General features: G+C 35.8%; 28 protein-coding genes and 1 tRNA gene. 16 read left to right on the forward strand and 13 right to left on the reverse strand.

Going from position 1 to position 26536, the window contains the following annotated elements:
* Positions 1–8: 8 nt before the first annotated feature.
* Both OZP07_RS18745 and OZP07_RS18750 read left to right on the forward strand, forming a co-directional pair.
* Positions 9–416, forward strand: coding sequence for an OsmC family protein (locus OZP07_RS18745; RefSeq protein WP_281636312.1), 408 nt, complete (start codon positions 9–11; stop codon positions 414–416).
* A 2-nt stretch (positions 417–418) separates the two neighbouring features.
* Entirely contained in the window at positions 419–646 is a 228-nt protein-coding gene (locus OZP07_RS18750) for a (4Fe-4S)-binding protein (protein ID WP_194641605.1), read from the forward strand.
* A 73-nt stretch (positions 647–719) separates the two neighbouring features.
* Here the strand turns inward: OZP07_RS18750 and OZP07_RS18755 are convergent, their stop codons facing one another.
* The 3 genes from OZP07_RS18755 to OZP07_RS18765 all read right to left on the reverse strand — a co-directional run bounded on the left by OZP07_RS18755 (position 720) and on the right by OZP07_RS18765 (position 2679).
* Positions 720–1277: a sugar O-acetyltransferase gene (locus tag OZP07_RS18755; protein ID WP_281636313.1), complete on the reverse strand. Its 558-nt coding sequence runs from the start codon at positions 1275–1277 to the stop codon at positions 720–722.
* Positions 1278–1287: 10 nt separating this feature from the next.
* Complete coding sequence (locus OZP07_RS18760) at positions 1288–1587, reverse strand: glycoside hydrolase family protein (RefSeq protein ID WP_281636314.1); 300 nt, start codon at positions 1585–1587, stop codon at positions 1288–1290.
* 210 nt (positions 1588–1797) lie between these two features.
* Complete coding sequence (locus tag OZP07_RS18765) at positions 1798–2679, reverse strand: pirin family protein (RefSeq protein WP_281636315.1); 882 nt, start codon at positions 2677–2679, stop codon at positions 1798–1800.
* 327 nt (positions 2680–3006) lie between these two features.
* Between OZP07_RS18765 and OZP07_RS18770 the strand changes: the two genes are divergently transcribed.
* The 6 genes from OZP07_RS18770 to fabD all read left to right on the forward strand — a co-directional run bounded on the left by OZP07_RS18770 (position 3007) and on the right by fabD (position 12898).
* Complete coding sequence (locus OZP07_RS18770; RefSeq protein WP_281636316.1) at positions 3007–6423, forward strand: transglutaminase family protein; 3417 nt, start codon at positions 3007–3009, stop codon at positions 6421–6423.
* Positions 6424–6500: 77 nt separating this feature from the next.
* On the forward strand, positions 6501–9086 hold the full coding sequence (locus OZP07_RS18775) for a circularly permuted type 2 ATP-grasp protein (RefSeq protein ID WP_281636317.1): 2586 nt from the start codon (positions 6501–6503) through the stop codon (positions 9084–9086).
* Positions 9076–9948: a transglutaminase family protein gene (locus tag OZP07_RS18780; protein ID WP_281636318.1), complete on the forward strand. Its 873-nt coding sequence runs from the start codon at positions 9076–9078 to the stop codon at positions 9946–9948. Before OZP07_RS18775 ends, OZP07_RS18780 begins: the two co-directional genes overlap by 11 nt.
* 184 nt (positions 9949–10132) lie before the next feature.
* Complete coding sequence (locus tag OZP07_RS18785) at positions 10133–10957, forward strand: protein-glutamine glutaminase family protein (protein WP_281636319.1); 825 nt, start codon at positions 10133–10135, stop codon at positions 10955–10957.
* 367 nt (positions 10958–11324) lie between these two features.
* Entirely contained in the window at positions 11325–11852 is a 528-nt protein-coding gene (locus OZP07_RS18790) for a YceI family protein (RefSeq protein WP_281636320.1), read from the forward strand.
* A gap of 173 nt (positions 11853–12025) precedes the next feature.
* Positions 12026–12898 (forward strand): ACP S-malonyltransferase, encoded by an 873-nt coding sequence (fabD, locus tag OZP07_RS18795; protein WP_281636321.1) that lies wholly within the window; start codon positions 12026–12028, stop codon positions 12896–12898.
* A gap of 134 nt (positions 12899–13032) precedes the next feature.
* On the opposite strand, the gene OZP07_RS18800 is transcribed toward fabD, so the two are convergent.
* From OZP07_RS18800 to OZP07_RS18810, 3 genes are all read right to left on the reverse strand, one after another.
* The gene (locus OZP07_RS18800; protein ID WP_281636322.1) at positions 13033–13209 is read right to left on the reverse strand and encodes a hypothetical protein; all 177 of its coding nucleotides are present in this window, start codon (positions 13207–13209) and stop codon (positions 13033–13035) included.
* 102 nt (positions 13210–13311) lie between these two features.
* Entirely contained in the window at positions 13312–13755 is a 444-nt protein-coding gene (locus OZP07_RS18805) for a nuclear transport factor 2 family protein (protein WP_194641596.1), read from the reverse strand.
* 6 nt (positions 13756–13761) lie between these two features.
* A complete protein-coding gene (locus tag OZP07_RS18810) occupies positions 13762–14892 on the reverse strand; it encodes a DegT/DnrJ/EryC1/StrS family aminotransferase (protein ID WP_194641595.1) in 1131 nt (376 codons plus the stop codon).
* Positions 14893–15155: 263 nt separating this feature from the next.
* On the opposite strand from OZP07_RS18810, the gene OZP07_RS18815 reads away from it, so the two are divergent.
* Together OZP07_RS18815 and OZP07_RS18820 are read left to right on the forward strand one after the other, a co-directional pair.
* Positions 15156–16394 (forward strand): 3-deoxy-D-manno-octulosonic acid transferase, encoded by a 1239-nt coding sequence (locus OZP07_RS18815; RefSeq protein ID WP_281636323.1) that lies wholly within the window; start codon positions 15156–15158, stop codon positions 16392–16394.
* Between the two features lie 221 nt (positions 16395–16615).
* A complete protein-coding gene (locus OZP07_RS18820) occupies positions 16616–16828 on the forward strand; it encodes a hypothetical protein (protein ID WP_194641593.1) in 213 nt (70 codons plus the stop codon).
* 235 nt (positions 16829–17063) lie between these two features.
* Here OZP07_RS18820 and OZP07_RS18825 read toward each other — a convergent pair.
* Positions 17064–17143, reverse strand: a tRNA-Leu gene (locus OZP07_RS18825).
* A gap of 218 nt (positions 17144–17361) precedes the next feature.
* Between OZP07_RS18825 and OZP07_RS18830 the strand changes: the two genes are divergently transcribed.
* The 3 genes from OZP07_RS18830 (at position 17362) to pth (ending at position 19929) form a co-directional block, all read left to right on the forward strand.
* Entirely contained in the window at positions 17362–18303 is a 942-nt protein-coding gene (locus OZP07_RS18830) for a ribose-phosphate pyrophosphokinase (RefSeq protein WP_194641592.1), read from the forward strand.
* Between the two features lie 109 nt (positions 18304–18412).
* Positions 18413–19021 (forward strand): 50S ribosomal protein L25/general stress protein Ctc, encoded by a 609-nt coding sequence (locus tag OZP07_RS18835; RefSeq protein WP_194641591.1) that lies wholly within the window; start codon positions 18413–18415, stop codon positions 19019–19021.
* A gap of 281 nt (positions 19022–19302) precedes the next feature.
* Positions 19303–19929, forward strand: a complete 627-nt coding sequence (pth, locus tag OZP07_RS18840) for an aminoacyl-tRNA hydrolase (RefSeq protein WP_194641590.1) — start codon at positions 19303–19305, stop codon at positions 19927–19929.
* 136 nt (positions 19930–20065) lie between these two features.
* Here the strand turns inward: pth and OZP07_RS18845 are convergent, their stop codons facing one another.
* Both OZP07_RS18845 and OZP07_RS18850 read right to left on the reverse strand, forming a co-directional pair.
* Complete coding sequence (locus tag OZP07_RS18845) at positions 20066–20848, reverse strand: DUF3050 domain-containing protein (protein WP_281636324.1); 783 nt, start codon at positions 20846–20848, stop codon at positions 20066–20068.
* Positions 20849–20944: 96 nt separating this feature from the next.
* The gene (locus OZP07_RS18850) at positions 20945–22123 is read right to left on the reverse strand and encodes an acyl-CoA dehydrogenase family protein (protein WP_281636325.1); all 1179 of its coding nucleotides are present in this window, start codon (positions 22121–22123) and stop codon (positions 20945–20947) included.
* A gap of 276 nt (positions 22124–22399) precedes the next feature.
* Here OZP07_RS18850 and OZP07_RS18855 point away from each other — a divergent pair, with 276 nt between their 5' ends.
* Positions 22400–22786: a hypothetical protein gene (locus OZP07_RS18855; protein ID WP_194641825.1), complete on the forward strand. Its 387-nt coding sequence runs from the start codon at positions 22400–22402 to the stop codon at positions 22784–22786.
* A 142-nt stretch (positions 22787–22928) separates the two neighbouring features.
* Here the strand turns inward: OZP07_RS18855 and OZP07_RS18860 are convergent, their stop codons facing one another.
* From OZP07_RS18860 to OZP07_RS18875, 4 genes are all read right to left on the reverse strand, one after another.
* Positions 22929–23246: a carbohydrate porin gene (locus OZP07_RS18860; RefSeq protein ID WP_281636326.1), complete on the reverse strand. Its 318-nt coding sequence runs from the start codon at positions 23244–23246 to the stop codon at positions 22929–22931.
* Between the two features lie 45 nt (positions 23247–23291).
* Positions 23292–24005: a tRNA1(Val) (adenine(37)-N6)-methyltransferase gene (locus OZP07_RS18865; protein ID WP_281636327.1), complete on the reverse strand. Its 714-nt coding sequence runs from the start codon at positions 24003–24005 to the stop codon at positions 23292–23294.
* Between the two features lie 102 nt (positions 24006–24107).
* Positions 24108–24632 (reverse strand): ribosome maturation factor RimM, encoded by a 525-nt coding sequence (gene rimM, locus OZP07_RS18870; RefSeq protein ID WP_194641828.1) that lies wholly within the window; start codon positions 24630–24632, stop codon positions 24108–24110.
* 14 nt (positions 24633–24646) lie between these two features.
* Positions 24647–25201 (reverse strand): 30S ribosomal protein S16, encoded by a 555-nt coding sequence (locus tag OZP07_RS18875; protein ID WP_194641829.1) that lies wholly within the window; start codon positions 25199–25201, stop codon positions 24647–24649.
* Positions 25202–25402: 201 nt separating this feature from the next.
* Between OZP07_RS18875 and OZP07_RS18880 the strand changes: the two genes are divergently transcribed.
* Together OZP07_RS18880 and rbp are read left to right on the forward strand one after the other, a co-directional pair.
* Positions 25403–25906 carry a DUF6252 domain-containing protein gene (locus OZP07_RS18880; protein ID WP_281636328.1) on the forward strand — a complete coding sequence of 168 codons (504 nt, stop codon included), beginning with the start codon at positions 25403–25405 and terminating at the stop codon, positions 25904–25906.
* 255 nt (positions 25907–26161) lie between these two features.
* Positions 26162–26509, forward strand: a complete 348-nt coding sequence (gene rbp / locus OZP07_RS18885; protein WP_194641831.1) for an RNA-binding regulator — start codon at positions 26162–26164, stop codon at positions 26507–26509.
* Positions 26510–26536: the final 27 nt, after the last annotated feature.

Below are 26536 nucleotides of genomic sequence, written 5' to 3' on the forward strand. Positions count from 1 at the left end.
CATATTTTATGGAAAATCTATTAGAAAATAATATCACAGGAAATATTGGTACTCAAAAATATTTGTGCACTATTGCTTGGCGCAATGGCAAATTACTAATGGACGAACCTAAAAATGTTGGTGGAAATGATTTAGGACCAGATCCATTTTCGACATTATTAGCTTCCTTGGCAGGCTGTACACTTTCAACTTTGAGAATGTATATTGATAGAAAGGGCTGGGATATTCCAGAGATAAATATTTCCCTAAATATCTCTCAGGAAAATGATTCGGAATTAACAACAGCCATTAGTCGTTCAATCAGTTTTCCAAGTACTGTTGACGAAGATACCAAAAACAGATTGTTAATTATTGCCGAAAAATGTCCAATTTCTAAAATCTTAAAAAATAAGATACTAATCAACACATCTATTTAGTCATGGATCCAAAAGACATCAAAAAAGAATACAGCAATGGAGAAGTAACCATTGTTTGGCAATCCGGAAAATGCATACATTCTGCGATGTGTGTTAAGAACAATCCCGATGTTTTTCATCCAAAAGAGAAACCGTGGATTTTGCCAGAAAACTCAACTACTGAAAAAATTATCGAAACTATCAATAAATGTCCATCGGGAGCGTTGAGTTTTTATATGAATAAGAAGTAATTAGTCCTTAGTAATTAGTCCTTAGCGCAGAAGAACTTAAACAATCCAAACGATTAAACAATTTTAAACTCCCTTATTCCTCATTTAATTTCCGAATCACTTTGGCGGGATTCCCAACTGCCAAAGAATTTTCGGGAATATCCTTTGTTACCACAGATCCCGCACCGATTACACAGCCGTTACCAATTGTAACTCCCGGACAAATCACCGAATTCCCTCCTATCCAGCAGTCATCGCCAATAGAAACAGGTTTTGAACTTTCGACAGTTCTTCTTTCAATGGCATTGAGCGGATGTGTTGCTGTGTAAACATGCACGCCTGGCGCAAAGAAAACATTGTTGCCAATAGTCACTTTCATAGTGTCCAAAACCACGCAGTTGACATTAAAATAGACATTCTCCCCCGAATGAATATTATACCCATAATCACAATGAAACGGCGGTTCTATATACAATCGTTTATGAGAATTTGGCATCAGTTCCCGAAGAATTGCCCGTGATTTTCCATTCATCAAATATTCGGTAACGTTCAATTTGTGCAATAGTCTTTTGGCTCTTGCACGTTCTTCGGTAAGTTGTTTATCATTGGCAAAATAGATTTCGCCCAAAAGCATTTTTTCCTTTTCAGTCATTTTAAAATTTTTAAGAAACCATAAAAATAGTATATAAACTAAGTCTTAGGTAACTCCATATAGAGTTATTTTTACTATTCAGTAATGCTTCGAGCAGTTCGGTCATATCAACTACAGCATAAGTAGACGAATAATCGGACACGGCATAAGGCAGTATAAGACTGTTATTGTGAATTATGGAACCACAGGAATATACCACATTTGGCACATAGCCTTCCCTCTTTTCTTCTAAAGGAGCTAATAAAGGTTCTGCGAGTCTTCCTATTTCTCTGGACGGGTCATCCAGATCAATAGTGCAGTTCCAATACAATAGCGCCGCATTGCTCTAGAAAAATTTTTAAAATAATTATACCAAATATTCTTCTGTTATTCGGAAAAGTTATTATGAAAGTAGGATTTGCATGAGGGATTGAAACGGCATCCTTTTCTTTTCCTTCTTTAGGAAAAGAAAAGATACAGTGGAAAGCCCGACCCTTGCGGTCATGCCCTAATTTTTAATAGTCCGTAAATAAAAAACAAACTATCTCACTCTGGGCTGCGGCAGGGGAACAAACTCTGTTTCATTGGGAACTTTTGGGAACTTTTGATCGATCCAGTCCTGCTTTGCTTTTTCAATTACGGCTTTATCAGAATGAACAAAATTCCAATAGATGAAATGTTCTTCGGGAAATGGTTCTCCTCCAAAAATATAAACGGTACTGTTCTCACTCATTTCGAACTGGCAGAGACTGCTTTCCTTTGCAACCAAAATTTGTTTTGAACCATAGTTATTTCCCTCATTTATAATTTCGCCTTCCAGAATATACAAAGCGCTTTCTCCAAAAAGATCTTTTCCTGTATTCAGAGTAGCTTTGGATGTACTTTTAATTTCGATCAGATACAGCGGACTGTAAACTGGGACAGGTGATTTTTTTCCAAAAGCTTCTCCGGCAATCAGTTTTATTGTAACATTATCCTGCTGCCATTCAGGAATATCTTTGGCTTCTACATGTACAAATGAGGGTTCGATGTTTTCTTTTTCCTTTGGCAGTGCAACCCAAATCTGCAGTCCATGAAGACTTTTATCGGTAGTTCTCAAATATTCGGGTGTACGTTCCGAATGCACTACTCCTTTTCCCGCTGTCATCCAATTGACAGCGCCCGGAGTAATTTCCATTTCAGTTCCCACGCTGTCCCTATGCAGTATGGCTCCTTCGAACAAATAAGTAAGAGTCGAAAGTCCGATATGCGGATGCGGAGGAACATCTAAATTTTGATAATCTTTAAGTAGTGCCGGTCCCATGTGATCCAAAAACACAAAAGGTCCCACTGCCCTTTTTTCACGAAAAGGCAGCAGTCTGCCTACAAGAAAGTTCCCAATATCGGCCGAGCGTTCTTCTATAATTAATCCAATGTTTGACATATTTATCTATTTTTTTGAATTTCTGATATTAATAATGCTCGTCAGTCTGCTTATTAATTTGTAATAATTATTGAAATACTAAGTTACAAAGCCAAAATGAAATAAAGCGGTGTAAACTATAAATATACATTGCCGTAACATTTTATACTTTTTGGAGCCGTTTTTCAATCATAAACATTAACACATTATCAATAAAAAGATTTAAAATTACTTATTCAAAAGTATTTAAGCATATTTTTAATAAATTATTATCATTAAAATTCGTTAAACAGTGTTTTTTTTTCAATATTTGTATAAACGGAATTATGTCATAAAAAAAACTTTCTTATGTCCATAAAAATAGCCATTTCCCACAAAACAATATATAAATTTGACCGAAGCGTTAAATTATTCCCACATGTTTTCAGACTTCGTCCTGCAGTACATTCAAGAACTGCAATAGAAGGATATACGTTTAAAATCAGTCCAGAGAATCATTTCATTAATTGGCAGCAGGATCCTTTTGGAAACTATCAGGCCAGAATTGTTTTTCCCGATAAAATCAAAGAATTAAAAGTCGAGGTCGAAGTAATTGCAAAACTTCAAGTCATTAACCCTTTTGATTACTTTATAGAAGAATATGCTCAGAAGTTTCCATTTAAATACGACACTCTTCTCGAACAGGAATTGATCCCTTACTTAAAACTAAGTGAAGAAAGTCCGATATTCTTAAAATTCATTGAAGGCATAAAAGTAAATGATTCTTTAGAAATAAATGATTTTTTAGTTTACCTCAACCAAGTGGTTTATAAAACACTGACATACAATCTGAGGATGGAAGCTGGCGTACAGACACCTGAGCAAACATTAAGATTGAAAAGCGGTTCCTGCAGAGATTTTGCCTGGCTGTTAATTCATATTCTGAGACACTTTGGTTTAGCTGCACGTTTTGTTTCCGGTTACATTGTACAGTTAGCACCAGACATAAAATCTCTTGACGGCCCTTCCGGACCCGAAAATGATTTTACTGATTTACATGCTTGGGCAGAAGTATATCTGCCGGGTGCAGGCTGGATTGGACTTGATCCTACTTCCGGTCTTTTTGCAGGTGAAGGACATATTCCGTTGTGCTGTACTCCTCATTATTTAAGCGCGGCGCCTGTAACTGGTGCTACCGAAAAATGTGACGTAAGTTTTGATTTTGAAAACAAAGTAACGCGAATTCATGAAGATCCACGGGTAACCAAACCGTATTCTGACAGACAATGGGAAGAAATCATGACGGTAGGACATGCAGTCGAAAAAGACTTGATTGAAGGTGATGTCCGCCTGACAATGGGCGGTGAACCAACCTTTATTTCTATTGACGATTTTGAGGGAGCCGAATGGAACACAGCCGCAGACGGCCCGCTGAAACGAAAACTGGCTTACGATTTAGCACTACGATTAAAACAGCGGTTTGCTTTCGGAGGCTTGCTGCATTTTGGACAGGGAAAATGGTATCCCGGAGAATTGTTTCCCCGCTGGCAATATGGATTATTCTGGAGAAAAGACGGATTTCCTCTGTGGAAAAACGATGCTTTGGTAGCTAAAGAAGGTGAAACTCAATTTACTTTTCACGATGCTGAGAAATTTGCTGTCGAATTGACCAAATTTTTAGGAATTGATACTATAAATATATTACCCGCCTATGAAGACCCAATCTACTGGGCTCTTGAAGAAGGTAAGCTTCCAGTGAATTTAGATCCATTGAAAGTAAATCTAAAGGATTCTATTGAACGTCATAATCTTGCCAAAGTTTTAGAAAAAGGTTTAAACAATCCGTCAGGTTTTGTTTTGCCAATACGGAAAAATTATACTCAGGACAATTGGGAAAGCTGTGCTTGGGAATTCAGGAGAGGAAATTGTTTTTTGATTCCCGGAAATTCTCCCATCGGTTTGCGGTTACCTTTAGATTCACTTCCAAAAACTTCCAAAAATAAGAGAGAAACGGTTGTTGACAGAAGTTTATTTGAAGATTTACCCGCTCTAGGAGACTATTCTGAAAAAGTAAAAAAACGCTACGGAACGATTTCAAAAATTTTTGAAGCAGTCAAAAAAGTGTCAGCCAAAAAAGAGACTAAAAAAGAAGAAGATCCTACAATATTTGAAGTGGACACTTTCATTACAGCAATGTGCGTTGAAGAACGCGATGGGATGCTGTACATTTTTCTGCCGCCAACTGATTATTTAGAAGACTATATCGACTTAATAACTTCAATCGAAAATACTGCCGAAAAATTACAGATGCCTGTACGAATCGAAGGTTATCAGCCAAAAACGGATTACAGAGTGGAGAAAATGATGGTTACTCCAGACCCCGGCGTAATAGAAGTAAATGTACATCCGGCCAAATCCTGGCAGGAAATTGTAGATAATACAACGGCATTATATGAAGAAGCCTTTCTGTCCCGTTTAGGCACAGATAAATTCATGGTTGATGGCCGTCATACTGGAACCGGAGGAGGAAATCACGTAACCTTAGGAGCCGAAAGACCTGAAGACAGCCCTTTGCTGCGAAGACCTGATTTACTGCAGAGTTTAATTACCTACTGGCAGCATCATCCTGTTTTGAGCTACCTTTTTGCCGGGCCATTCATAGGACCAACAAGTCAGGCACCGCGTATTGACGAAGGCCGTGATGAGCGTCTTTATGAAATGGAAATTGCATTTGAACAAATACCAAAAGACAGAGAAGTTCCTTTCTGGATGGTGGACAGGATTTTTAGAAACCTGCTGACTGATATCACTGGAAATACACACCGTACGGAATTCTGCATCGATAAATTATATTCTCCCGATTCGTCAACAGGGCGTTTGGGAATATTAGAATTAAGGGCTTTTGATATGCCTCCGCACAAGCACATGAATTTGGTTCAGAATTTATTAGTCCGTGCCTTGGTTGCCAAATTCTGGAAAAACCCATATGAGAAAAAATTAATTCGTTGGGGAACGGAACTGCACGACAAGTTTTTGTTACCGCATTTCGCCTATCTGGATATGATTGATGTAGTAAACGATTTAAAAGACGCGGGATATAATTTTGATATTTCATGGTTTGATCCTTTCTTCGAATTTAGATATCCGCATCACGGTACTGTGACAATTGACAATGTCCAATTGGAAATTAGATTAGGAATAGAGCCTTGGCACGTACTTGGCGAAGAACTGTCCAGCACCGGAACCGCCCGATTTGTCGATTCCTCGCTGGAGCGTCTACAGGTAAAAGTTTCCGGAATTGTTCCCGACCGTCATATTTTATTATGCAAAGGATGCCGAATCCCATTAAGAAGCACCGGAACCAAAGGTGAATATGTTGCAGGAATCCGTTATAAATCATGGAATCCGCCATCGGCACTGCATCCTAATATCGGAATTGATGTACCGCTTGTTTTTGACTTAGCCGATACTTGGAACAATAAAATAATTGGCGGCTGTACCTATTTTGTAACGCATCCCGGCGGAAGAAGTTTTGAGAGTTTCCCTATCAATAGTTTTGAAGCTGAATCAAGAAAAATAAGCCGTTTTTGGGATTTTGGACATACACCTTCAACAGCACTTGAAGAAATCGAAAAAGAAAAAGAAATGATTTCAAACAGTACTTCGGCATCTCGTTTTTTAATAGAATCAAAATCTGATCTGCGGCTTGACACTCCTATAGAGCTTATTAATCCCGAATATCCTTACACTTTAGATTTAAGGCATTACTGGAAAGCAAAAGAATAAGATAATTGCATTGCTGTTCACTTTAAAAGCTATTATTTTGCCAATTATAAAAATGTAATCCATTGACTGACTAACAAATGATTCAAGATATTTCACTGGGACTGCTCCATTCATATAAAGAAAAAATCAATTCATACGACGAAGTGCTTGACCAAAACGGAGAGATAAAACCGTATTGGAAAGGGCTTTTTGACACCTTAGAATCCATTGGAATTGATGAATTAGAGTTACGGAATCAGGAAATTGTAAAAAAATTAAAAGAAAACGGAGTTACGTATAATGTTTATGATTCAAATCAGGAATCGAACCGAGCCTGGAAACTAGATCCTATTCCATTTTTAATTCACGAATCGGAATGGAAAACTATTGAAAAAGGATTAAAACAAAGGGCGCAATTATTAGACTTAATTCTAAAAGATCTTTACGGCCCTCAAACCTTAATCAAAAATGCGATAATTCCCGCTGAACTAGTTTTTGACAATGCTGGTTTTCTACTGCCTTGTTTTGACATTAAACAAAAATCGAATAAACAATTACTGAATTATGCAGTAGATTTAGCCCGGGGTCCCGACGGAAAAATGTGGCTGCTGGACAATCGGACGCAAGCGCCTTCGGGTGCGGGATATGCTCTCGAAAACAGAGTTGTAATGAGTAAGGTTTTACCTGAACTCAATAAAAAAACCTATCGAAAAAAGCTTTCACCCTACTTTAGCCAATTACAGCAAACCGTTGATTCATTAGGAAATAACTCCAATGAAAATCCAAATGTGGTTTTCCTGACTCCCGGACCCGGAAACGAAACCTATTTTGAACACGTTTATCTTTCCTCTTATTTAGGCTATACTTTGGTTCAGGGAAATGATTTATTAGTCAGGGATGGTTTTGTCTGGCTGAAATCTATCGATCAATTGGAGCGGGTTGATGTAATTATCAAAAGACTGGATGACGTATGGTGTGATCCGCTGGAACTACGCAGAGATTCTCTCCTTGGAATTCCCGGTTTACTGCAGGTAATCCGTTTAGGAAATGTTTCCGTTGTGAATCCTCCCGGAACCAGTATTTTAGAAAATTACGGCTTAATGGCTTTTATGCAGAATGCCTGTAAATTTCTGCTGAAAGAACCTTTATTAATCAGCTCGATAGCTACTTGGTGGTGCGGACACAGCAAAGAATTGGATTATGTTTTAACCAATCTGCCCAAATTAATCATAAAAAAAACCAATCGAAAACAAGGCTTCAGATCAATTTATGCCCGTTTACTAGACAAAGAACAGCTTGAAGAATTAAAAAATCTGATTCAAAAAAATCCTAAAGAATATGTCGCTCAGGAAGAAGTGAGTTTATCCACAACTCCTGCATTTATAAATGGAACTATAGAGCCCCGATATGCTGCAATCCGTGCTTTTTTGATAGCAGACGGTGATGATTACCAAGTAATGCAGGGCGGTTTAACCAGAAGTTCGGCGGTGAAAGACAAATTTGAAATTTCAAACCAATTAGGTGGCATTTCAAAAGACACTTGGATTATAACAGATGCTCCAACGGAATATCAGGAAAAATCAGTTGAACGAAAAAACACTAACAACCAGCTTAATAATTCGCTGACGAGCCGAAATGCCGAAAATTTATTTTGGTTAGGCCGCTTGTGCGAAAGAACGATGGCTTTGCGCAGTTTTCTGAAAATCATTCTGAACAGACTCAACGAAAATGTAGTCAAACACGGCAATGAACAGCCTGAGTTTTTAGTCGTTTTATTAAAATCACTGACACATCTTACGCAGACTTATCCAGGATTTGTTGGAAAAGAAGCTAAAGGCGGAGAAGTATTTGATAACGAAGCTATTTTTGTAAATCCAATTACAGAACTCCTTCTGCTGATTAATGATTCCAAAAAAACAGGTTCGGTCGTTTATAATATGCAGTCATTGCTCAACACGATTAACCAGGTTAGCGAAAAATGGAACAACGACACCCGACAGATTATTAATTTACTGGAAGACATTCATTTTACGCTTAAAAAAACCAATAACATCAATCATGTAAATCATTCTTTAGATAAACTGCACATTCGTCTTTTTTCATTTTATGGAAATATTTACGAAACACTGCCTCGTGACAATGGTTTCTATCTGATGGAAGCCGGGAAAAATGTAGAACGGATTTTATCGTTGATTTCGGTTTTCCGTAGTGCTTTCAATTATAAAAAAGCCGAGGAAGACGAAGCTGTTCTTATGGAAGCCATATTAGAAAATCATCATTTACTGGCGCAGTACCGAAATATATACAAATCGCATTTGAGTCTAAAAGCCGTAATTAATATGGTGTTTTTAGAGAAAAACTTAACGTACACACTTTCTTTTTTGCTAAACACTCTCACTCATTATCTTTCTAAATTACCAAAGACCAATGAGCCAAACCGATTAAGCATTGCCGAAAAATCAGCTTTGAAAGCCAGTACAATTATCAACTTAATTGATGCAGACAGTCTGATACAAGTTGATGAAAAAACACAATTCCGACCAGAGTTAGACCAGACGCTTTCGGATGTTTTTGAACTGATGTGCGATGTTTCCAATAATTTATCCAGCCTATATTTTAATCATTCTGTAATCCAGCATTCCGTTTTAGATACACTTAAAAATAGCGAATCCGATGAAATATAAACTAAAACATCAGACACTTTATACCTACATCAATGAGGTTCACAATTACCAGAGTATTTTGTGTCTTCAGCCTCAGAATTCTGCGAAACAGATATGCAAAAATTTCAAGATAGAAATTGAGCCAAAACCCTCTAAAATATATTCCCGCACGGATTATTTTGGAAATATTCAGCATTATTTTTCGCTTCATCAATCGCATAAATCACTAAAAGTTACTGTTTCGAGTGAAGTCGAAGTATTGAAAAATGCGACACAGCTAACTTTAAATCCAATAACCTGCGAAGAAGCCAGATTAAAATTCACAACAGACCGCGCACTCAAAATTGAAGTTCTGCAATATCAATTACCAAGTCAATTTATCACTTGGGACGACGAAATCACCGCTTTTGCCGAAAGCTGTCTGCTTCCAAAGATCCCTCTTTTTGAAGCAGTATTAAATTTAATTAAAAAAATATATACTGATTTTCAGTTCAAATCTGGCTCTACCAATGTCAATACGCCACTAAAAACAGTTCTCAAAGAACGAAGAGGTGTCTGTCAGGATTTCTCTCATCTGGCAATTGCCAGTCTACGGAGCGTGGGGATTCCTGCGCGTTACGTAAGCGGCTATATTGAAACATTACCGCCAGTGGGCAGACCAAAATTAGAAGGTTCAGACGCTTCGCACGCTTGGATATCGGTCTATATTCCAGAAATGGGCTGGTGCGAGTTTGACCCAACTAATAATATGATTCCGCAGCAGCGCCATATCGTAACCGCTTATGGAAGAGATTTTGCCGATGTGTCACCGATGAAAGGAATTATTTTTAGTACCGGCGATCATAAAGTAAAAGTTGAGGTTGATGTAATACCTGTGATTTGATTTTTTAATTGAAATTTTATAACAATTTCTTATTTTGGTACAAACTCTCTCCTCTATAGTTTTTATAACTTCGTCCATAATAGTAGTATAACATTAAAATTATTTAATACAAAAGATTATCAAAAAGCATCCACTTTTAACGCCTGGAAAAGCTTCTGTTCTTGATCAAGATACAGCTAATGCTTTGTTTTCAGAAATTAAAAAATCGGGGCTTCCTTTTGGCTATCAGCAGGCTAACTGTCATAATATTTCGCATTACATCAGACTGTTATTAGCATCGAAAGGATGTTATTGTGCCAAAATCTGGGTTTTTGCCCCTGTTGTTTATTCTTCTACAAACAGCCGACAGATTTCTTTTATTGATAAAAAAAATAGCTCTCCAACCGGAACAATCGATTGGGGTTATCATGTGGCTCCTGTAATTGAGGTCAAAATTAATGGCAAGGCACGCAAAATGGTTATTGACGTGGGATTATTTCCAAATGGAATTGTTAGATACAGGACTTGGCTTGCCAAATTAAACACCAAAAAACTTATTTATTTAATTATGGATTCTGAATGGTATTTATACAATTCTTCTATCCTTACAAATGCACAGCTTCAAACTGATACTAATGAATCGAATGAAAATCAGCCTAATATAAAACTTCCTGATTGGTTTTCGGACAAACATATTACTGATTTTTTTAAGTATGAAGAAGATGCTTTGGAACAGCATTGGATAGAAAAAGGATTGGCGGTGAACGAAACAGCTATGACTTTTTATGATACCGAAATCAAACCCATTCTTGATTCAGAACAGCATCAGGAATTAGCTGCTGATTATAAAATGCTGGCTGGAAATGTTTTTAATTTTGAAACCGTTTTTAGAGACAATAACTGGAACTACGAGATGGATAACGATTTTCAGCTGAAACATCAGGAGATCATCTCTAAATACCGTGAGATTTATTCTTCGAATCTCAATAAGTGGCTGGAAAAATTCTCTTTGATAGAAACTTTTAATTAGAACTTAGAAGTGGATTATTATCTCCAATGGATGAAATTATTGGTTATCATTGAATCTTGGATTGTTTTTTTTGAATGATTACAAAAAAAGCAAAAATATTTCCTTTGAGCCCGATAGAAGTAAAAATCCTTGTGAAACCAGGGTTCGGTTCACAAGATTGTAACGGATAGCGGGACTAATGCTGGCTGAAAATACCTAATCTTTCTGCTCCAAAAATTAATAATAGAATCCAATTTGAAAATCACTCACTAAATTAATACTATCGTTTTTATTTCTTAATCTAGGTTAAGTGTCCCTTCGGCAGTATCGCTGTAAATTTGCCTTATCAAAATGAAACAAATAAATTTTAATTAATAAAAATAAAATTATGGCAGCTACAAAATGGGCAATTGACCCAACACACTCAGAAATTGGTTTTAAAGTAAAACACATGATGTTTACTAATGTTTCAGGTACATTTGGAACTTATGATGCATCAATCACAACTGAAGATGACAACTTCGAAAATGCAGGAATTGAATTTTCGGCAGATATCAATTCAATCAATACTAATAACACTGATAGAGACAATCACTTGAAAAGCGGTGACTTTTTTGATGCTGAAAATCATCCAAAACTGACTTTCAAAGCAACATCTTTCACTAAAGAGGGTGATGATTATGAACTGACTGGAGATTTAACTTTAAGAGGCATAACAAAATCAGTGAAATTCCCAGCTAAATTCAGTGGATTAATGAAAGATCCATGGGGAAATACTAAAGCAGGATTGAATATTTCCAGCAAAATAAACCGTAAAGACTGGGGATTGAACTGGAATTCAGCTCTAGAAACCGGCGGTGTTTTAGTAGGTGAAGAAGTAAAACTGAATATCGAACTGCAATTGATAAAATTATAATTCATTCTGCAAACTGATTTTCTATACATACAAAACCTCCATACTTTATTTGCAAGTATGGAGGTTTTGTTTTATGTCAATTTTATCTTTTGACATAAATCCTAAAAAAACACTATTTTTGCATCCGATTTCAAATTTCACAACTTGAAACCTTAAACTTTAAACAGGATTTTATGAAAGCATACGTATTTCCAGGTCAGGGTGCACAATTCACAGGAATGGGCAAAGACTTATATGAAAACTCACCATTAGCAAAGGAATTATTCGAAAAAGCAAATGATATTTTAGGTTTCCGCATTACAGACATTATGTTTGAAGGTACAGCCGAAGAATTGAAAGAAACCAAAGTTACACAGCCGGCGGTTTTCTTGCACTCGGTTATTTTGGCTAAAACTCTGCAAGATTTCAAACCAGAAATGGTTGCAGGACATTCTTTGGGCGAATTTTCAGCATTGGTTGCCAACGGCGCTTTGTCATTTGAAGACGGGCTGAAATTAGTTTCTCAAAGAGCTTTAGCAATGCAGAAAGCCTGTGAAATAACACCTTCTACAATGGCTGCAGTTCTTGGACTGGCAGATAATATCGTTGAAGAAGTATGCGCTTCTATCGACGGAGTTGTAGTTGCTGCTAATTACAACTGCCCAGGGCAATTAGTAATCTCAGGAGAATTTTCTGCAGTAGAAAAAGCCTGCGAAGCAATGAAAGCTGCAGGTGCAAAACGAGCGCTATTATTACCTGTTGGAGGAGCTTTTCACTCACCAATGATGGAACCGGCAAGAGAAGAATTGGCTGCAGCTATTGAAGCTACGACATTCTCTGCTCCTATCTGCCCAGTATATCAAAACGTAACTGCATCAGCCGTTTCGGATGCTGACGAGATCAAGAAAAACTTAATCATTCAATTGACTGCTCCTGTAAAATGGACACAATCTGTACAGCAGATGATTGCTGACGGTGCGGCTTTGTTTACCGAAGTTGGTCCTGGAAAAGTTTTGACTGGATTAATCGGAAAAATTAATAAAGAAGCTGCTACAGCGAACGCTTAAATTCAGATTGCAGACTGCAATTATTGTTATAAAAACAGAATCCTCATGAACTTAACTTATGTTTGTGGGGATTTTTTGTTTTACTGTACAGATGCACTGCGGTGTATCTCTACATTTTATTTACCCCACCAGCTTCAAATTCTTTTATGCATTTCCGCTTTGGCTTCTTCTGCAGTATAGCCATTTTTAAATTCTTCATCAAATTCAAAAGTATCCCTATCAATCCCTTTGAATTTAATTTTATAAGATTCGTAAGCCACAGAAGGCTCTTCTACTTTATTTTTTTTCGAATTTTCTTTTTTAGGATTCATGACTTTCATTTTAACATAACGAATTTACAACTAATTAATTAAAACAAAAAATCCCAAACTATCAGACTGATAATTTGGGATTTTTGTTTTAAATTTTAATGTTTATAAAGGCAATTTATAAGCTTGTCTGGCAATTAATAACCATTTGTTTTTTTGTTTCTGCCAAATAAGCATTACACCAATTTTTATATCTTTATCTACTCCGCCGTCTTTGGTATGAGCAGCTAAATTGTGACGTACAATTGCTGCATCGCCCACAATTTCAATAGTCTGGTTTTGAAATTCAATTGTGACAAAATCAGATTCTCCATTCACGATTTTTTCGATGAACACAGCCTGATTTTGAATATTACCGCTGGAATGTCCGTAACTTAAACTTTCAGAAGTTAGTTCTTTCAGTTTTTTACCATCAGCATCGATCATTGCCAGACGCAGCGTCTCCACACGGGAAGCCACTGCTGTTTCTTCATTGGATTTGGAACTATTTTGAGAAAAACCTATAGACTGAAATAAAACTGCGGTAAGAATTATAAAGACATATCTCATGCTGTTTTATTTTAAAAACTCCTTCACACTGTCAGTTATAAATTTAATCTGCTCATCGTCCAATTCGGTGTGCATTGGCAATGCGATTACTTCTTTTACCAATTGATTTGTTACCGGAAAATCTTCTTCCTTATAACGTACATCCACGTATGCTTTTTGCGAATGCAGCGGAATTGGATAATAAATAGCACAAGGAATTCCTTTATCTAATAAATGCTGCATCAATGCATCTCTATCGGCATCAATAATTCGAAGAACATATTGATGAAAAACGTGATCATCTCCATTTAAGTCAAATGCTGGAGTAACAATATTTTCATTTCCTTCAAAAGCTGCATTGTATTTTGAAGCTGCTAATCGGCGTGCCGTATTGTACTCGTTCAGGAAAGGTAGTTTTGCATTCAAGACTCCAGCCTGAATACTGTCCAATCTTGAATTTACTCCCACTACATCATGGTGGTAACGCTCGTACATTCCGTGATTAACGATTCCTCTTATTTTGTGCGCTAAAGCATCATCATTGGTAAAAATAGCACCGCCGTCACCATAACATCCTAAATTTTTTGAAGGAAAAAATGAAGTTGAACTTACATGACCAATAACCCCCGCTTTCTTTTTTGTTCCATCAGCGAAAGTGTAATTAGCTCCGATAGCCTGCGCATTATCCTCAATTACATAGAGATTATGTTCTTTGGCAATTGCCATAATTTCATCCATATTGGCAGAACGCCCAAACAAATGTACCGGCACAATTGCTTTTGTTTTTGGAGTAATGGCTTTTTTAATGGCTTCAATAGAAATATTCATATTTTCCACATCGACATCCACCAATACTGGTGTCAGCTGCAATAAAGCAATAACTTCAACAGTGGCTGCAAAAGTAAAATCTGCAGTAATTACCTCGTCGCCTGGTTTTAAATCCAAGCCCATCATGGCAATCTGCAGCGCATCAGTTCCATTTGCACATGGAATTACGTGTTTTACATCTAAATATTCTTCGAGATTTTTTTGAAATAGATGAACCTGTGGTCCATTAATATAAGTATTAGTATCCAAAACTTCTTGGATAGAAGCGTTTACAGTTGCTGCAATTTTATCATATTGACTTTTCAAGTCAACCATTTGTATTTTTTTCATGTATTCTTTTTTAATATCCTATCTCTTAACAAGGATCAATTATATTGAGGCAAGCCCATCTTAAGCTTAAATTTTATTACAATTTAACAGCTTCAAGACAAGCACCACAAAAATAGTTATTTAATGAGTTTAAACCAATCAAACCCACAACAAAAAGTATTTTTTCGATGAAATAAAAAGCGGGTTCTTTATATCCAAAAGTTAAACTTTCTTTACGGGAGAAAATAATATAAAGAAAATGTATTTTTACAAAAAAATTACAAATGCATTTCCTTTACAATTTAGCTACCCAATTAGCCCAGTTTTTAGTAAAAATCACAGTTCTTTTTAGTCCAAAAATGAAACTTTTTGTAGACGGAAGAAAGGATGTTTTTTTAATTTTAAAACAAAAAATAGCGTCTCATGACCGAACAATCTGGTTTCACTCAGCTTCTTTAGGTGAATACGAACAGGGACTGCCTGTAATTGAAAAAATCAAAGAAAAACACCCGGACCATAAAATTATCATCAGCTTTTTTTCACCTTCAGGATATGAAGTACGCAAAAACAATACAATTGCCGATGCGACAGTTTACCTGCCTTTGGACACACCGCAGAACGCAAAACGATTTGTAGAACTAGTTCATCCCGACCTTGTCTTTTTTATCAAATACGAATTTTGGATTAATTACCTGGATCAGCTGCAAAAAAAGCAGATTCCTACTTATTTAATTTCTGGTATTTTTAGAGAACAGCAATTATTTTTTAAATGGTACGGAGGCTTTTACAGAAAAGCACTGAATAACTTCACATACTTTTTTGTGCAGAATGAAAATTCAAAAAAACTAATTACCCAGCTAGGAAAAACCAATGTCACAATTTCTGGAGACACCCGATTTGACAGAGTTGCTGCAATATTAGACAAAGACAACACTCTTGAATTTATTGCACAGTTCAAAAACAATAAAACAACAATAGTTATTGGAAGTTCATGGCCAAAAGACGAATCATTACTAACAGACTACATTAATTCCTGTCCGCATGATGTAAAATTCATCATTGCACCGCACAATATTAAACCTGAACAAATTCAGCAGTTACAAAACAGCATCACAAAAAAAACAGTTTTATTTTCAGAAAAAGAAAACAAAGAGCTGTCACAATTTGAAGTCTTTATAATTGACACTATAGGCATTCTAACCAAGATTTACAGTTATGGCGACATTGCTTATGTAGGGGGCGGTTTTGGAAAGGGCATCCATAATCTTTTAGAACCTGCCACATTTGGAATACCAATAGTAATAGGGCCTAATTTTTCACATTTCGATGAAGCTGTTAAACTGGTTGAAAACAAAGGCTGTGCATCGGTAAAAAATTTCTCAGAACTCGAAATCATTTTCTCAACACTAATTCAAAACACAGAAACAAGACATCAAAAAGGAAAAATCTGTGCCGAATTTGTACAAAATAACAAAGGAGCCACCGATTGTATTTTGAGCCAAATTATCGACATAAAAAATTGATAAAAAGACAATAAACAAACTATGGAACATAAGTACAAAACCTAATGAAAAATGAGAATCTTTAAAGAAAAATCACTTTTTATTCATTTTTCACTCCATAAACCAAAATACTAACGTCCTGATAGAAAATATTTTTAAAAAATAAATGAAAAAATATTTTACATATTAAAAATTTTATATCTTTGCCACGAATTAATAATTAACCTTTATATTAAATTAAGATGAAAAAAGTATTTTTAAGTTTAGCTGTTGTTGCTGTATTAACTGTTGTATCTTGTAAAAAAGCTGAAGCTCCTGCTACTGAAGAAGTTGCTGCTGATACTACTGCTGTAGTTGCTGATACTACTGCTGTAGTTGCTGATACTACTGCTGTTGCTGCTGACACTACTGCTGCTGCACCTGCTGCTACTCCAGCTGCTGCTCCAGCTAAGTAATTTTAAATTACACTAGAAAAAAATAAGCTGCATTTATTGCAGCTTTTTTTTTGAATTACCCCAAAAATTCAAGTTTTAAATATACCCGCAAAACCATCTCGCAAGGATGGTTTTTTTTATGGATTTACAAAAAAAAACCAACTTCACAAAAAAAAAAAAAACAGCGCTCTTTATTTAAAAAGCATTAAGCAAAAGCCCTAAAACAAAAAAACCTCTTCTTTCGAAGAGGTTTTTGTACCCGGAGCCGGAGTCGAACCGGCACGGTTTCCCACAGGTGTTTGAGACCAGCGCGTCTACCAATTCCGCCATCCGGGCTTAGCTAGACATGAAATAATAAACAATTATTTCAACGCAATAAAGAGACAATCAGCATTAACAATTATCTTTTCCTTTAACACGGTGCAAATGTAGAAAAAATATTTAAACATTCTAATAAAAATACTTAAATTTTTCCTTTCAGAGTTAATTTTATTTTCTAAATTTGCACCTCCTAAAAAAAGGAATTCACAACTAACTACAAAACAACAAATTAAATGTCACACCTAGAACCAGAAGCTAAAATTTTTGCTTGTTCAAAAAGTGAATATCTTGCAGAAAAAATTGCAAAAGAATACGGAATTCCATTAGGAAAAGTAACCATGTCAACTTACAGTGACGGTGAATTTCAGCCTTCTTATGAAGAGTCTATCAGAGGTTTACGCGTGTTTATTGTTTGCTCAACGTTCCCTTCTGCAGATAATTTAATGGAACTACTATTAATGATTGACGCAGCAAAACGCGCATCAGCAAGACACATTACAGCTGTAATGCCATACTTCGGCTGGGCAAGACAAGACAGAAAAGATAAACCAAGAGTTCCGATTGGAGCCAAGCTGGTAGCTAATTTACTGGATGCCGCCGGAGCAACAAGAATAATGACAATGGATCTGCATGCAGACCAGATACAAGGATTCTTTGAAAAACCTGTAGATCATCTTTTTGCATCCACTATATTTTTACCATACGTAGAAAGTTTAGGTCTTGAAAATTTAACGATTGCTTCACCAGACATGGGAGGATCAAAAAGAGCTTATGCATATTCTAAGTTTTTGGATTCTGAAGTGGTTATCTGCTACAAACAAAGAAAGGCAGCAAATATTATCGAAACAATGGAACTTATTGGAGCTGTAGAAGGCAAAAATGTAATCCTAGTAGATGACATGATTGACACAGGAGGAACTTTAGCCAAAGCTGCCGATTTAATGATCGAAAAAGGTGCCTTAAGTGTAAGAGCAATTTGCACACACGCCATTTTATCCGGAGGTGCTTATGAAAAAATAGAAAATTCAAAATTACTTGAACTAATCGTAACCGATTCTATTCCGTTAAAAAAACAATCAAACAAAATAAGAGTAGTGAGCTGTGCGCCTCTTTTTGCCGAAGTAATGCACATGGTACACCACAATAATTCCATTAGCGGGAAGTTTTTAATGTAATTAAATAATAAGCTTTAAGCAATGCAATAATCAATTACAAAAAAGCCTAAAGCCTAGTGCTTAAAGCTTATAACGAAGAGTTTAATTAATAACTATATAAATATTTACAATGAAATCGATTACAATTAAAGGATCAGAAAGAGAAAGCGTGGGCAAAGTAGCTACTAAAGCCTTACGTAATGCTGGATTGGTTCCTTGCGTATTATACGGAGGAAGTCAAGCAGTTCATTTTTCAGCGGAAGTTATAGCTTTCAAGAACTTGGTTTACACTCCAAACGCACACACAGTTGTGATTGAGCTTGCGAATGGTAAATCATTCAATGCTGTATTACAAGATATCCAGGTTCACCCGGTATCTGACAAAATTTTACATGTTGACTTCTTTCAAATCCATGATGACAAAGAAATCACTATTGAAGTTCCAGTAAAAATCATCGGTAACTCAAAAGGGGTTATGGCAGGTGGAGATTTACGTCTTAACAACCGTAAATTAAAAGTTAAAGCTTTACCAGCTAACCTTCCTGATTTTGTTGAGGCTGACATCACTCCTCTTGACATGGGTAACAAATTATACGTTACTAAAGTGCCAACGCCAAACTTCAAAATCATGCACCCAGACAATACAGTAATTTGTCAAGTGAAGATTTCTCGTGCGGCTATGAAAGCTGCTCAAGAAGCTGCAAAAGCTGCAAAAGCTCCAGCAAAAAAGAAAAAATAATACTTTTTCAATCTATATCAAAAGCATCAATCGAAAGGTTGGTGCTTTTTTTTTGATATAAAGCGAAAGACAAGGCATTCTAGGAGATATGGTTTCCCGCTCTCCTTCCAAATCTTTTATTTTCTAAAGAAAAAAATAAAAGGATTTTCCCTTCCATCAGGGCTCAGTTAAAAGTAATAATACATTCTTAGAATTATTCTTTCCTCTTTATTCTATTTTCTTTATTCAAATTATCTAATCATCTCATTGACAAATTATCCAATTAAGCCTATTTTTGCAACATGATAAAATGGATACAAGACCTGTTTTCATCACCAAAAACAGCAGAGAACACAGATAATATGAAAAAATTTTTAATCGTAGGCCTAGGCAACATCGGCTCCGAATACGTAAACACCCGACACAACATTGGATTTAAAGTCTTAGATTTCCTAGCCAAAAAAGAGGGGCTTTCATTCGAAACCGTAAAACTGGGCGCATTAGCCGAATACAAATTTAAAGGAAGAACCTTTTTATTACTCAAGCCCAACACTTACATGAATTTAAGCGGTAAAGCCGTCAAATTCTGGATGGACAAAGAAAACATTCCGCTTGAAAATATTTTTGTCATTACCGATGATTTAAATCTTTCCTTTGGAACCATCCGCATCCGAAAAAAAGGAAGCGACGGCGGGCATAACGGACTAAAAAACATCAATCTCGTTTTAAACACACAAGAATACACCCGCTTCCGATTTGGCATTAGCGACGAATTCAAAAAAGGACAACAGGTTGATTACGTACTTGGAGACTGGGATGACAACGAGAAAGCAAAACTTCCCGAAAGGCTGGAAGTCGCTTCCGAAATCATAAAATCGTTTGGAACTGCAGGTTTAGAAAATACCATGACTACATTCAACGGAAAATAAACAGCCCTTTCACAAAGTGACGCAATAAAAAAAACTCAAAGTCTATTAAGCTTAAATCCCTTATAAGACTTTGAGTTTTTTTTTTATTATTCGATGAAAAATAAAAAAGCGTGACGACAGTTTCCTTTTTTCAACGTTAAACCATTTCGGGTTTTGAAACAATCAGTTCTTCGATTGCATCCCAAAGAGCTATTCTTTTTTCTAAAGCCAAAATCGAAATATTCTGCACATCTAACCACTTTTTTGGGTCTTCACCACAAAGTTCTTTTATCATTGTCATAGCCATAGGACCATGCTCGTCCGCGTCTAATTCAATGTGCCTTTCAAAATAATAAAGAAGTTTATCTAACTTATAATTCGGAAAATTGGACTGAAATTGCTTCAAAATTTCTGTAAACATAGCAGGAATTAAATCTTCTCTGCCAAAAGTAAATGCTGCCGCAATTTCATGAGGCTTTCCTTCTTCAATAACTTTAAATGTAAAATCCAGAAAAGCTTTAATATTTGGATGCAGACTACTTTTCTTGATTGCCACAAATATATTATGAAGCGAATTAACCTCTGATAAAAACTGTTCAATATAAACTGTTTTCGCTCCGCAATCCTGCATCGCTTCCAGATACATTTCAAAATGGCTTAAATGTCTCCCGTCCATGCTCAAGTCACTTTCTTCTGCCAATACAATTTCGTTGATTAAATACCTCGTTTCTGGATGCGGTGTTGCAAACCAAGGTATTGCTGTGCAGGTTAATTTGTTTTGTAACGCCTTTAAAAGCGACATAAAATCCCAAACAGCAAACACATGGCATTCCAAAAAAGAATGCAGATCATCAATAGTTTTTATTTTTTCATATAAGGAATGATTTAATAATTGCTGTTTTTGAATCTGGATATTATTGTTGATTGTTTCAATATTCATTTTGGACTATTATTGTTTTCTGCAAAATTAAAAAAGCTCCCTGTTTACAAGAAGCTTTAGTATCAATTTTATAATTATTTTAGTATTTATATCATTTTATTTAAAAGCAGGAATTCCTGTGACGTCCATTCCAGTAATCAGCAAATGAATATCGTGAGTTCCTTCATAAGTAATTACAGATTCCAAATTCATCATGTGACGCATAATGGAGTATTCTCCTGTAATTCCCATTCCGCCTAACATTTGTCTGGCTTCACGTGCTATATGAATAGCCATATCTACATTATTTCTTTTGGCCATTGAGATTTGCGCCGTAGTAGCTCTGCCTTCATTCCTTAAAACTCCAAGTCTCCAAGTAAGTAATTGGGCTTTGGTAATTTCAGTAATCATTTCAGCCAGTTTTTTTTGCTGTAATTGAGTCCCTGCTATTGGTTTATCAAACTGGATTCTTTCTTTAGCATAACGCAAAGCAGTGTCATAACAATCCATCGCCGCTCCAATTGCTCCCCAAGCTATTCCATAGCGGGCAGAATCCAAACATCCAAGCGGCGCACCTAATCCAGATTTATTAGGAAGTAAATTTTCTTTAGGCACTTTTACATTGTCAAAAATCAATTCCCCAGTTGATGATGCACGAAGCGACCATTTATTATGCGTTTCCGGAGTGGTAAAACCCTCCATTCCTCGTTCAACTATTAAACCATGTATTCTTCCTTCTTCATTTTTGGCCCAAACAATAGCAATATCTGCAAATGGAGCATTCGAAATCCACATTTTGGCACCATTCAAAAGGTAATGATCGCCTATGTCTTTAAAGTTGGTAATCATGCTCCCTGGATCTGAACCGTGGTTTGGCTCTGTAAGCCCAAAACATCCCATTAATTCGCCAGTAGCCAGTTTTGGAAGATATTTTATTCTCTGTTCTTCGTTCCCATATTTCCAAATAGGATACATAACTAAAGAAGACTGCACTGACGATGTAGAACGAACACCTGAATCACCGCGTTCTATCTCCTGCATTATTAAACCATACGAGATTTGATCCAATCCAGCTCCGCCGTATTCTACAGGAATATATGGTCCAAATCCTCCTATTTCTCCCAATCCTTTTATAAGATGCTTTGGAAATTCAGCGTTCTGAGCATATTCTTCAATAATAGGCGAAACTTCACGTTTTACCCAAGCACGCGCAGAATCACGGACAAGTTTGTGCTCTTCACTTAATAAATCATCTAAATTATAATAATCTGGCGCTTGAAATAAATCGGGTCTCATATTAATGTATTTTATTGATACAAATCTACATAAAGAAATATAACAAAACTAATTCATAATGTTGTAAAATAATTTTATTTGAAATTTTGTCAGAAAAAAACAATTGAATGACCTTAAGACAAAGAAAATCAAAAATAGCCACGAATAAATTTTTACAGTTATGACTCAAAAGGCTAAATTAAATATTGGATGGAGCAATACTATTTTGTAATATTGCGATACAAATTAACAAATAACAATCAACTGTTTTACCCCAAATCAGCCTAAATTAAAATTATGAAAAAACAACTAACACTTATTTTATTATTATTTGCAGGATCAATAGGATTCTCTCAAACACTGGACTGCAGTAAACTTAAAAACATCAAAGCGTATAACCCGGATTATCCTAAAAAAACATTTGTGATAAAAGGCGCAACTCAAGAAAGTTATGACAACGGAGTGCTTCAGTTAGTTTGGAGCGTAAAGTGGTTAAGCGACTGTGAATATGAAGTTACCTGTACTAAAAAACTTGTACCATCACAAATGGAAGTTGGAGATAAAATCGTAATGACGATTATCAGTATTGACGGTGATTGTTTTACCGTTAGAAGAACGTTTCATGCTAAAAATTTTCCAGATGGAGATGTAGATTCAGAAAACACTTTCTGCATATCAAAGTAACAGAATAGTTCACAAATCAGTATAAACAAAAACTCCGGTAAAGTGTGATTTTAAATCTCAAATTACTGGAGTTTTTATTTTTTTACCAAATCCACCATTCAACTTTTGCACTTAAATACTGTTCCCAGCTCTTAGTTCCGCTTTACGAGAGATAAAGAGAATAAAGATTATCAGCTGCAAATTTATTATAATGTGCTACACTATATACCAATCTGAAATGAGGTCTCGCCCAAACATCTTTTACCACAGTTGACACAAACGTTGGAACAATAGTAAATTTAGTCATCTGTCCAAAATCCTGCGTACCGTCTTTTCTCCAAGTCATATCAAATTCATAGAGTAAATACAGCCAGTCTTTTAAAAACCAAGTTCCCCTCGCTCCAAAAGCAATATCCTGTTTTCGATTAAGAAAAAAAATGAAGATTATTCTGAGAGTCAGAAGCACAATCGGCAAAGCCAAACAATTGCTGTTTTATTTTGAGAAGAAAGAAGAAAATATTAAAAACTACATTTTCAAATAAAAGTCCTTTGTCAGTTCGATATAATCTGGAGTGTAAATATGCCGTGCAGTTTCAATGATTAATTCATCTGCAGGGAAATTGATAATTTCATTTCGGCTAAAAGCCAACAAACTGCGTTTGATTTCACTGTTTGGAGTTCCTTTAACCCGAGTGATTTTCAAGGGAAATAATTCATATTCTTTTGCAAGAGCTATAAATTTCTCTTCTTCTTTAAAAGGAATGATAACTGTAAATATTCCGTTTTCGGAAAGCAGTAAAGCAGCTGCTTCTATTAATTCTTCAAAAGGCATAGCGTCCTGAAAGCGCGCTAAATCTCTTTGATCGTCACTTGATTTATAATCTTCACTATAAAAAGGAGGATTGGAAACAATCAGATCGTATTCATCTTCCGGCTCTTCAACAAATTCATCCAGACCAGCGTGAAAACAAAACAAGCGATCGTTCCAAGGAGAGTTTTCAAAATTATCCGCAGCTTGTTCGTAAGCCTCTTCGTCAATCTCTAAAGCATCAATTTGTTCCGCCGCACTTCTTTGCGCAAGCATCAAAGCAATTATTCCAGTTCCAGCTCCAATATCTAAAACACTGAAAGGATTATTAACAATAGGAGTCCAAGCACCTAGTAAAACGCCGTCAGTTCCAATTTTCATAGCACATCTATCCTGTTCAACAGAAAATTGTTTGAATTCAAATTTTGGCATAGAGATTTTAGTTTGGTGATTCCTTAATTGCAGATTTTTTAGATTAACCGATTAAACACACGAGCAAAGCGAATTGACGAAGTAAATTACCGATTTAATTTTCTACAAATACATTTCAATTAATCCTTCAGGCAAATCCATAATGACTTTTTTGTTTTCTCTGTCAATTTTAACCAAGAAATGATCAATCATTGGAATTAAGATTTCGGCATCTCCTTTAAGAACTTCAAAAAGAGGCTGCGCTGTAGTATCGTTGATAGACTGAATTTCACCAACATAACCAAGACGTTTATCTTCTACTTCAAAACCAATTACTTCATGAAAGTAGAATTTATTACCCGTAAGTTTGGGCAGCATTTTAAGAGGAAGGTAAAGATCACTGCCTAAAAGACCATCTGCAGCTTCTTCAGTGTTTACATCTTCAAAACGGATACGAAGAAAATCGTTTTTGTGAAGTGAACAGTTTTCAATAAAAAAAGGAATCAAGTGTTTGTTACATTCAACAAACACTGATTCCAAGTTTTCGTATAACTCAGGTTCGTCTGTATCTAAATAAGCTAAGACTTCACCTTTGAAACTGAATTTTTTGGCGATTTTGCCCAAATAGAAACAATCTTCTTTACGCATTTTCGCCTACTAAATTATGCTTCTGATTCGTTGTTTTCTTCTGCAGCAGGAGCTTCTTCAGCTTCAGCAACAACTTCTTCTTCAACAGCAGGAGTTGCAGCAGCAATAGCATCAGCTTCTGCTTGAGCAGCATCAGCAATACGTTTTGCATTTACAGCCTGTTCTGCTTTCAAAGCTTTTGCTTTAGCATCAGCCTGAGCTTTTGATAAACCATCTTTTTTAGCATCAACTTTTCCAGCTTTAGCTTCTAACCAAGCTGCTAATTTTGCATCAGCTTGTTCTTGAGTCAAAGCACCTTTGCGAATACCTCCATCAAGGTGGTGTTTCAACAAAGCTCCTTTGTAAGAAAGAATAGCTTTTGCTGTATCAGTAGGCTGAGCACCATTGTGCAGCCATTTTACAGCACTATCCAAGTTTAACTCGATAGTTGCAGGATTTGTGTTTGGATTGTAAGTACCAATTTTCTCTAGGTATCTACCATCTCTTTTTGAGCGAGCATCAGCTGCTACAACCCAGTAAAAAGGTTTTTGTTTTTTACCGTGTCTTTGTAATCTAATTTTTACTGACATAATCGTATGATTAAATTTTGAGGTACTCGACCTCGATTAATTAAGGGTGCAAAGATACATCTTTTATTGAAACAATCTAAAAAGTTTATTCTTTTAATAAGCAACTGTTTAATTAGTTATATTTTTATTTTATTTTTGAAAAGAGAAAACGACTTCATGAATTCAAAAAGCCCTCTATTTTTAACATAAAAATTGAAATATATGCGCAGATTTTTTTTGATTACAATACTCCTGTTTATTTTAGCATCCTGTGAAGATCAGGTAAAATTCAACAACCCCGCGGTTCAAGGACTAAAAGACAATATAATCTGGAGAGCCGGTTTATTTAATATCACTCAATCATCTGATGGATCATTAACAATCATAGCTTATCAAAAAAATGACGCTTTACTATTAAAAACAGCTGGCAATGCAGTTAAAACGTATCCGCTTGGAACAGATACTGCCAGCAAAGTAGCATTGACAGAAAAAACGGACGGCGTCACTACGGTTTTTTCAACCGGCAAAAATATAGGTAACGGACAAATTACAATTACAGAATGGGATGCCGTAAATCATACAGTTACCGGCGAATTTAATTTTAATGCTAAAAACGAATCCACAAATCCTTCTGCCAAACCGAATGTAAATTTTCAAAAAGGAGTTTTTTATAAAGTCCCTGTTACAACGGAAACCAATTTAACAAAGAACACTGCCTCTTTTTAATTTTTTGCCTATAAAAAATTAACATTGTCAAACATTAAAAAAAGAAAACCACAAAACACATATATAATAACAAACCCTATTTAAGCTGATTTTGAAATTAATATATTGAAAAAAAAGTTTTGAAATGTTAAATTAAAAAGCAAACTAGACAAGAAAACAGAATGTTTTCACAAATTATCCAATAAATAAGCTAATTCATAGTTGATTAGAAAAAAAATAGAGTACATTTGTTTCAATTATTATAAATAAGTACATATGAATATTTTTGTTGGAAGCCTTCCATTCAGTATTGAGGAAGCAGATTTAAAAGAGTCTTTCGAGGCATACGGAGCAGTTGATTCAGTTAAAATCATCACTGATAAATTTACTGGAAGAAGTAAAGGCTTTGGTTTTGTTGAGATGCCAAATGATGCGGAAGCTCAAAAAGCAATTGACGAATTGAACGGAGCAACTGTTCAAGGACGTGCAATCGTTGTTAACAAATCTGAGCCAAAACCAGAAGGTGAAAGAAGAAGTTTCAACAACAACCGTGATTCTCGCGGTGGTTACGGAAACAACCGCGGTGGTGATAACCGTGGAGGTGGAGACAGAGGAAGATATTAATATTTTTTTCAATCATACATAAAAAAA

Origin of the sequence: Flavobacterium marginilacus, assembly GCF_026870155.1 — a bacterium.
In the GTDB taxonomy this organism is placed as follows: domain Bacteria; phylum Bacteroidota; class Bacteroidia; order Flavobacteriales; family Flavobacteriaceae; genus Flavobacterium; species Flavobacterium marginilacus.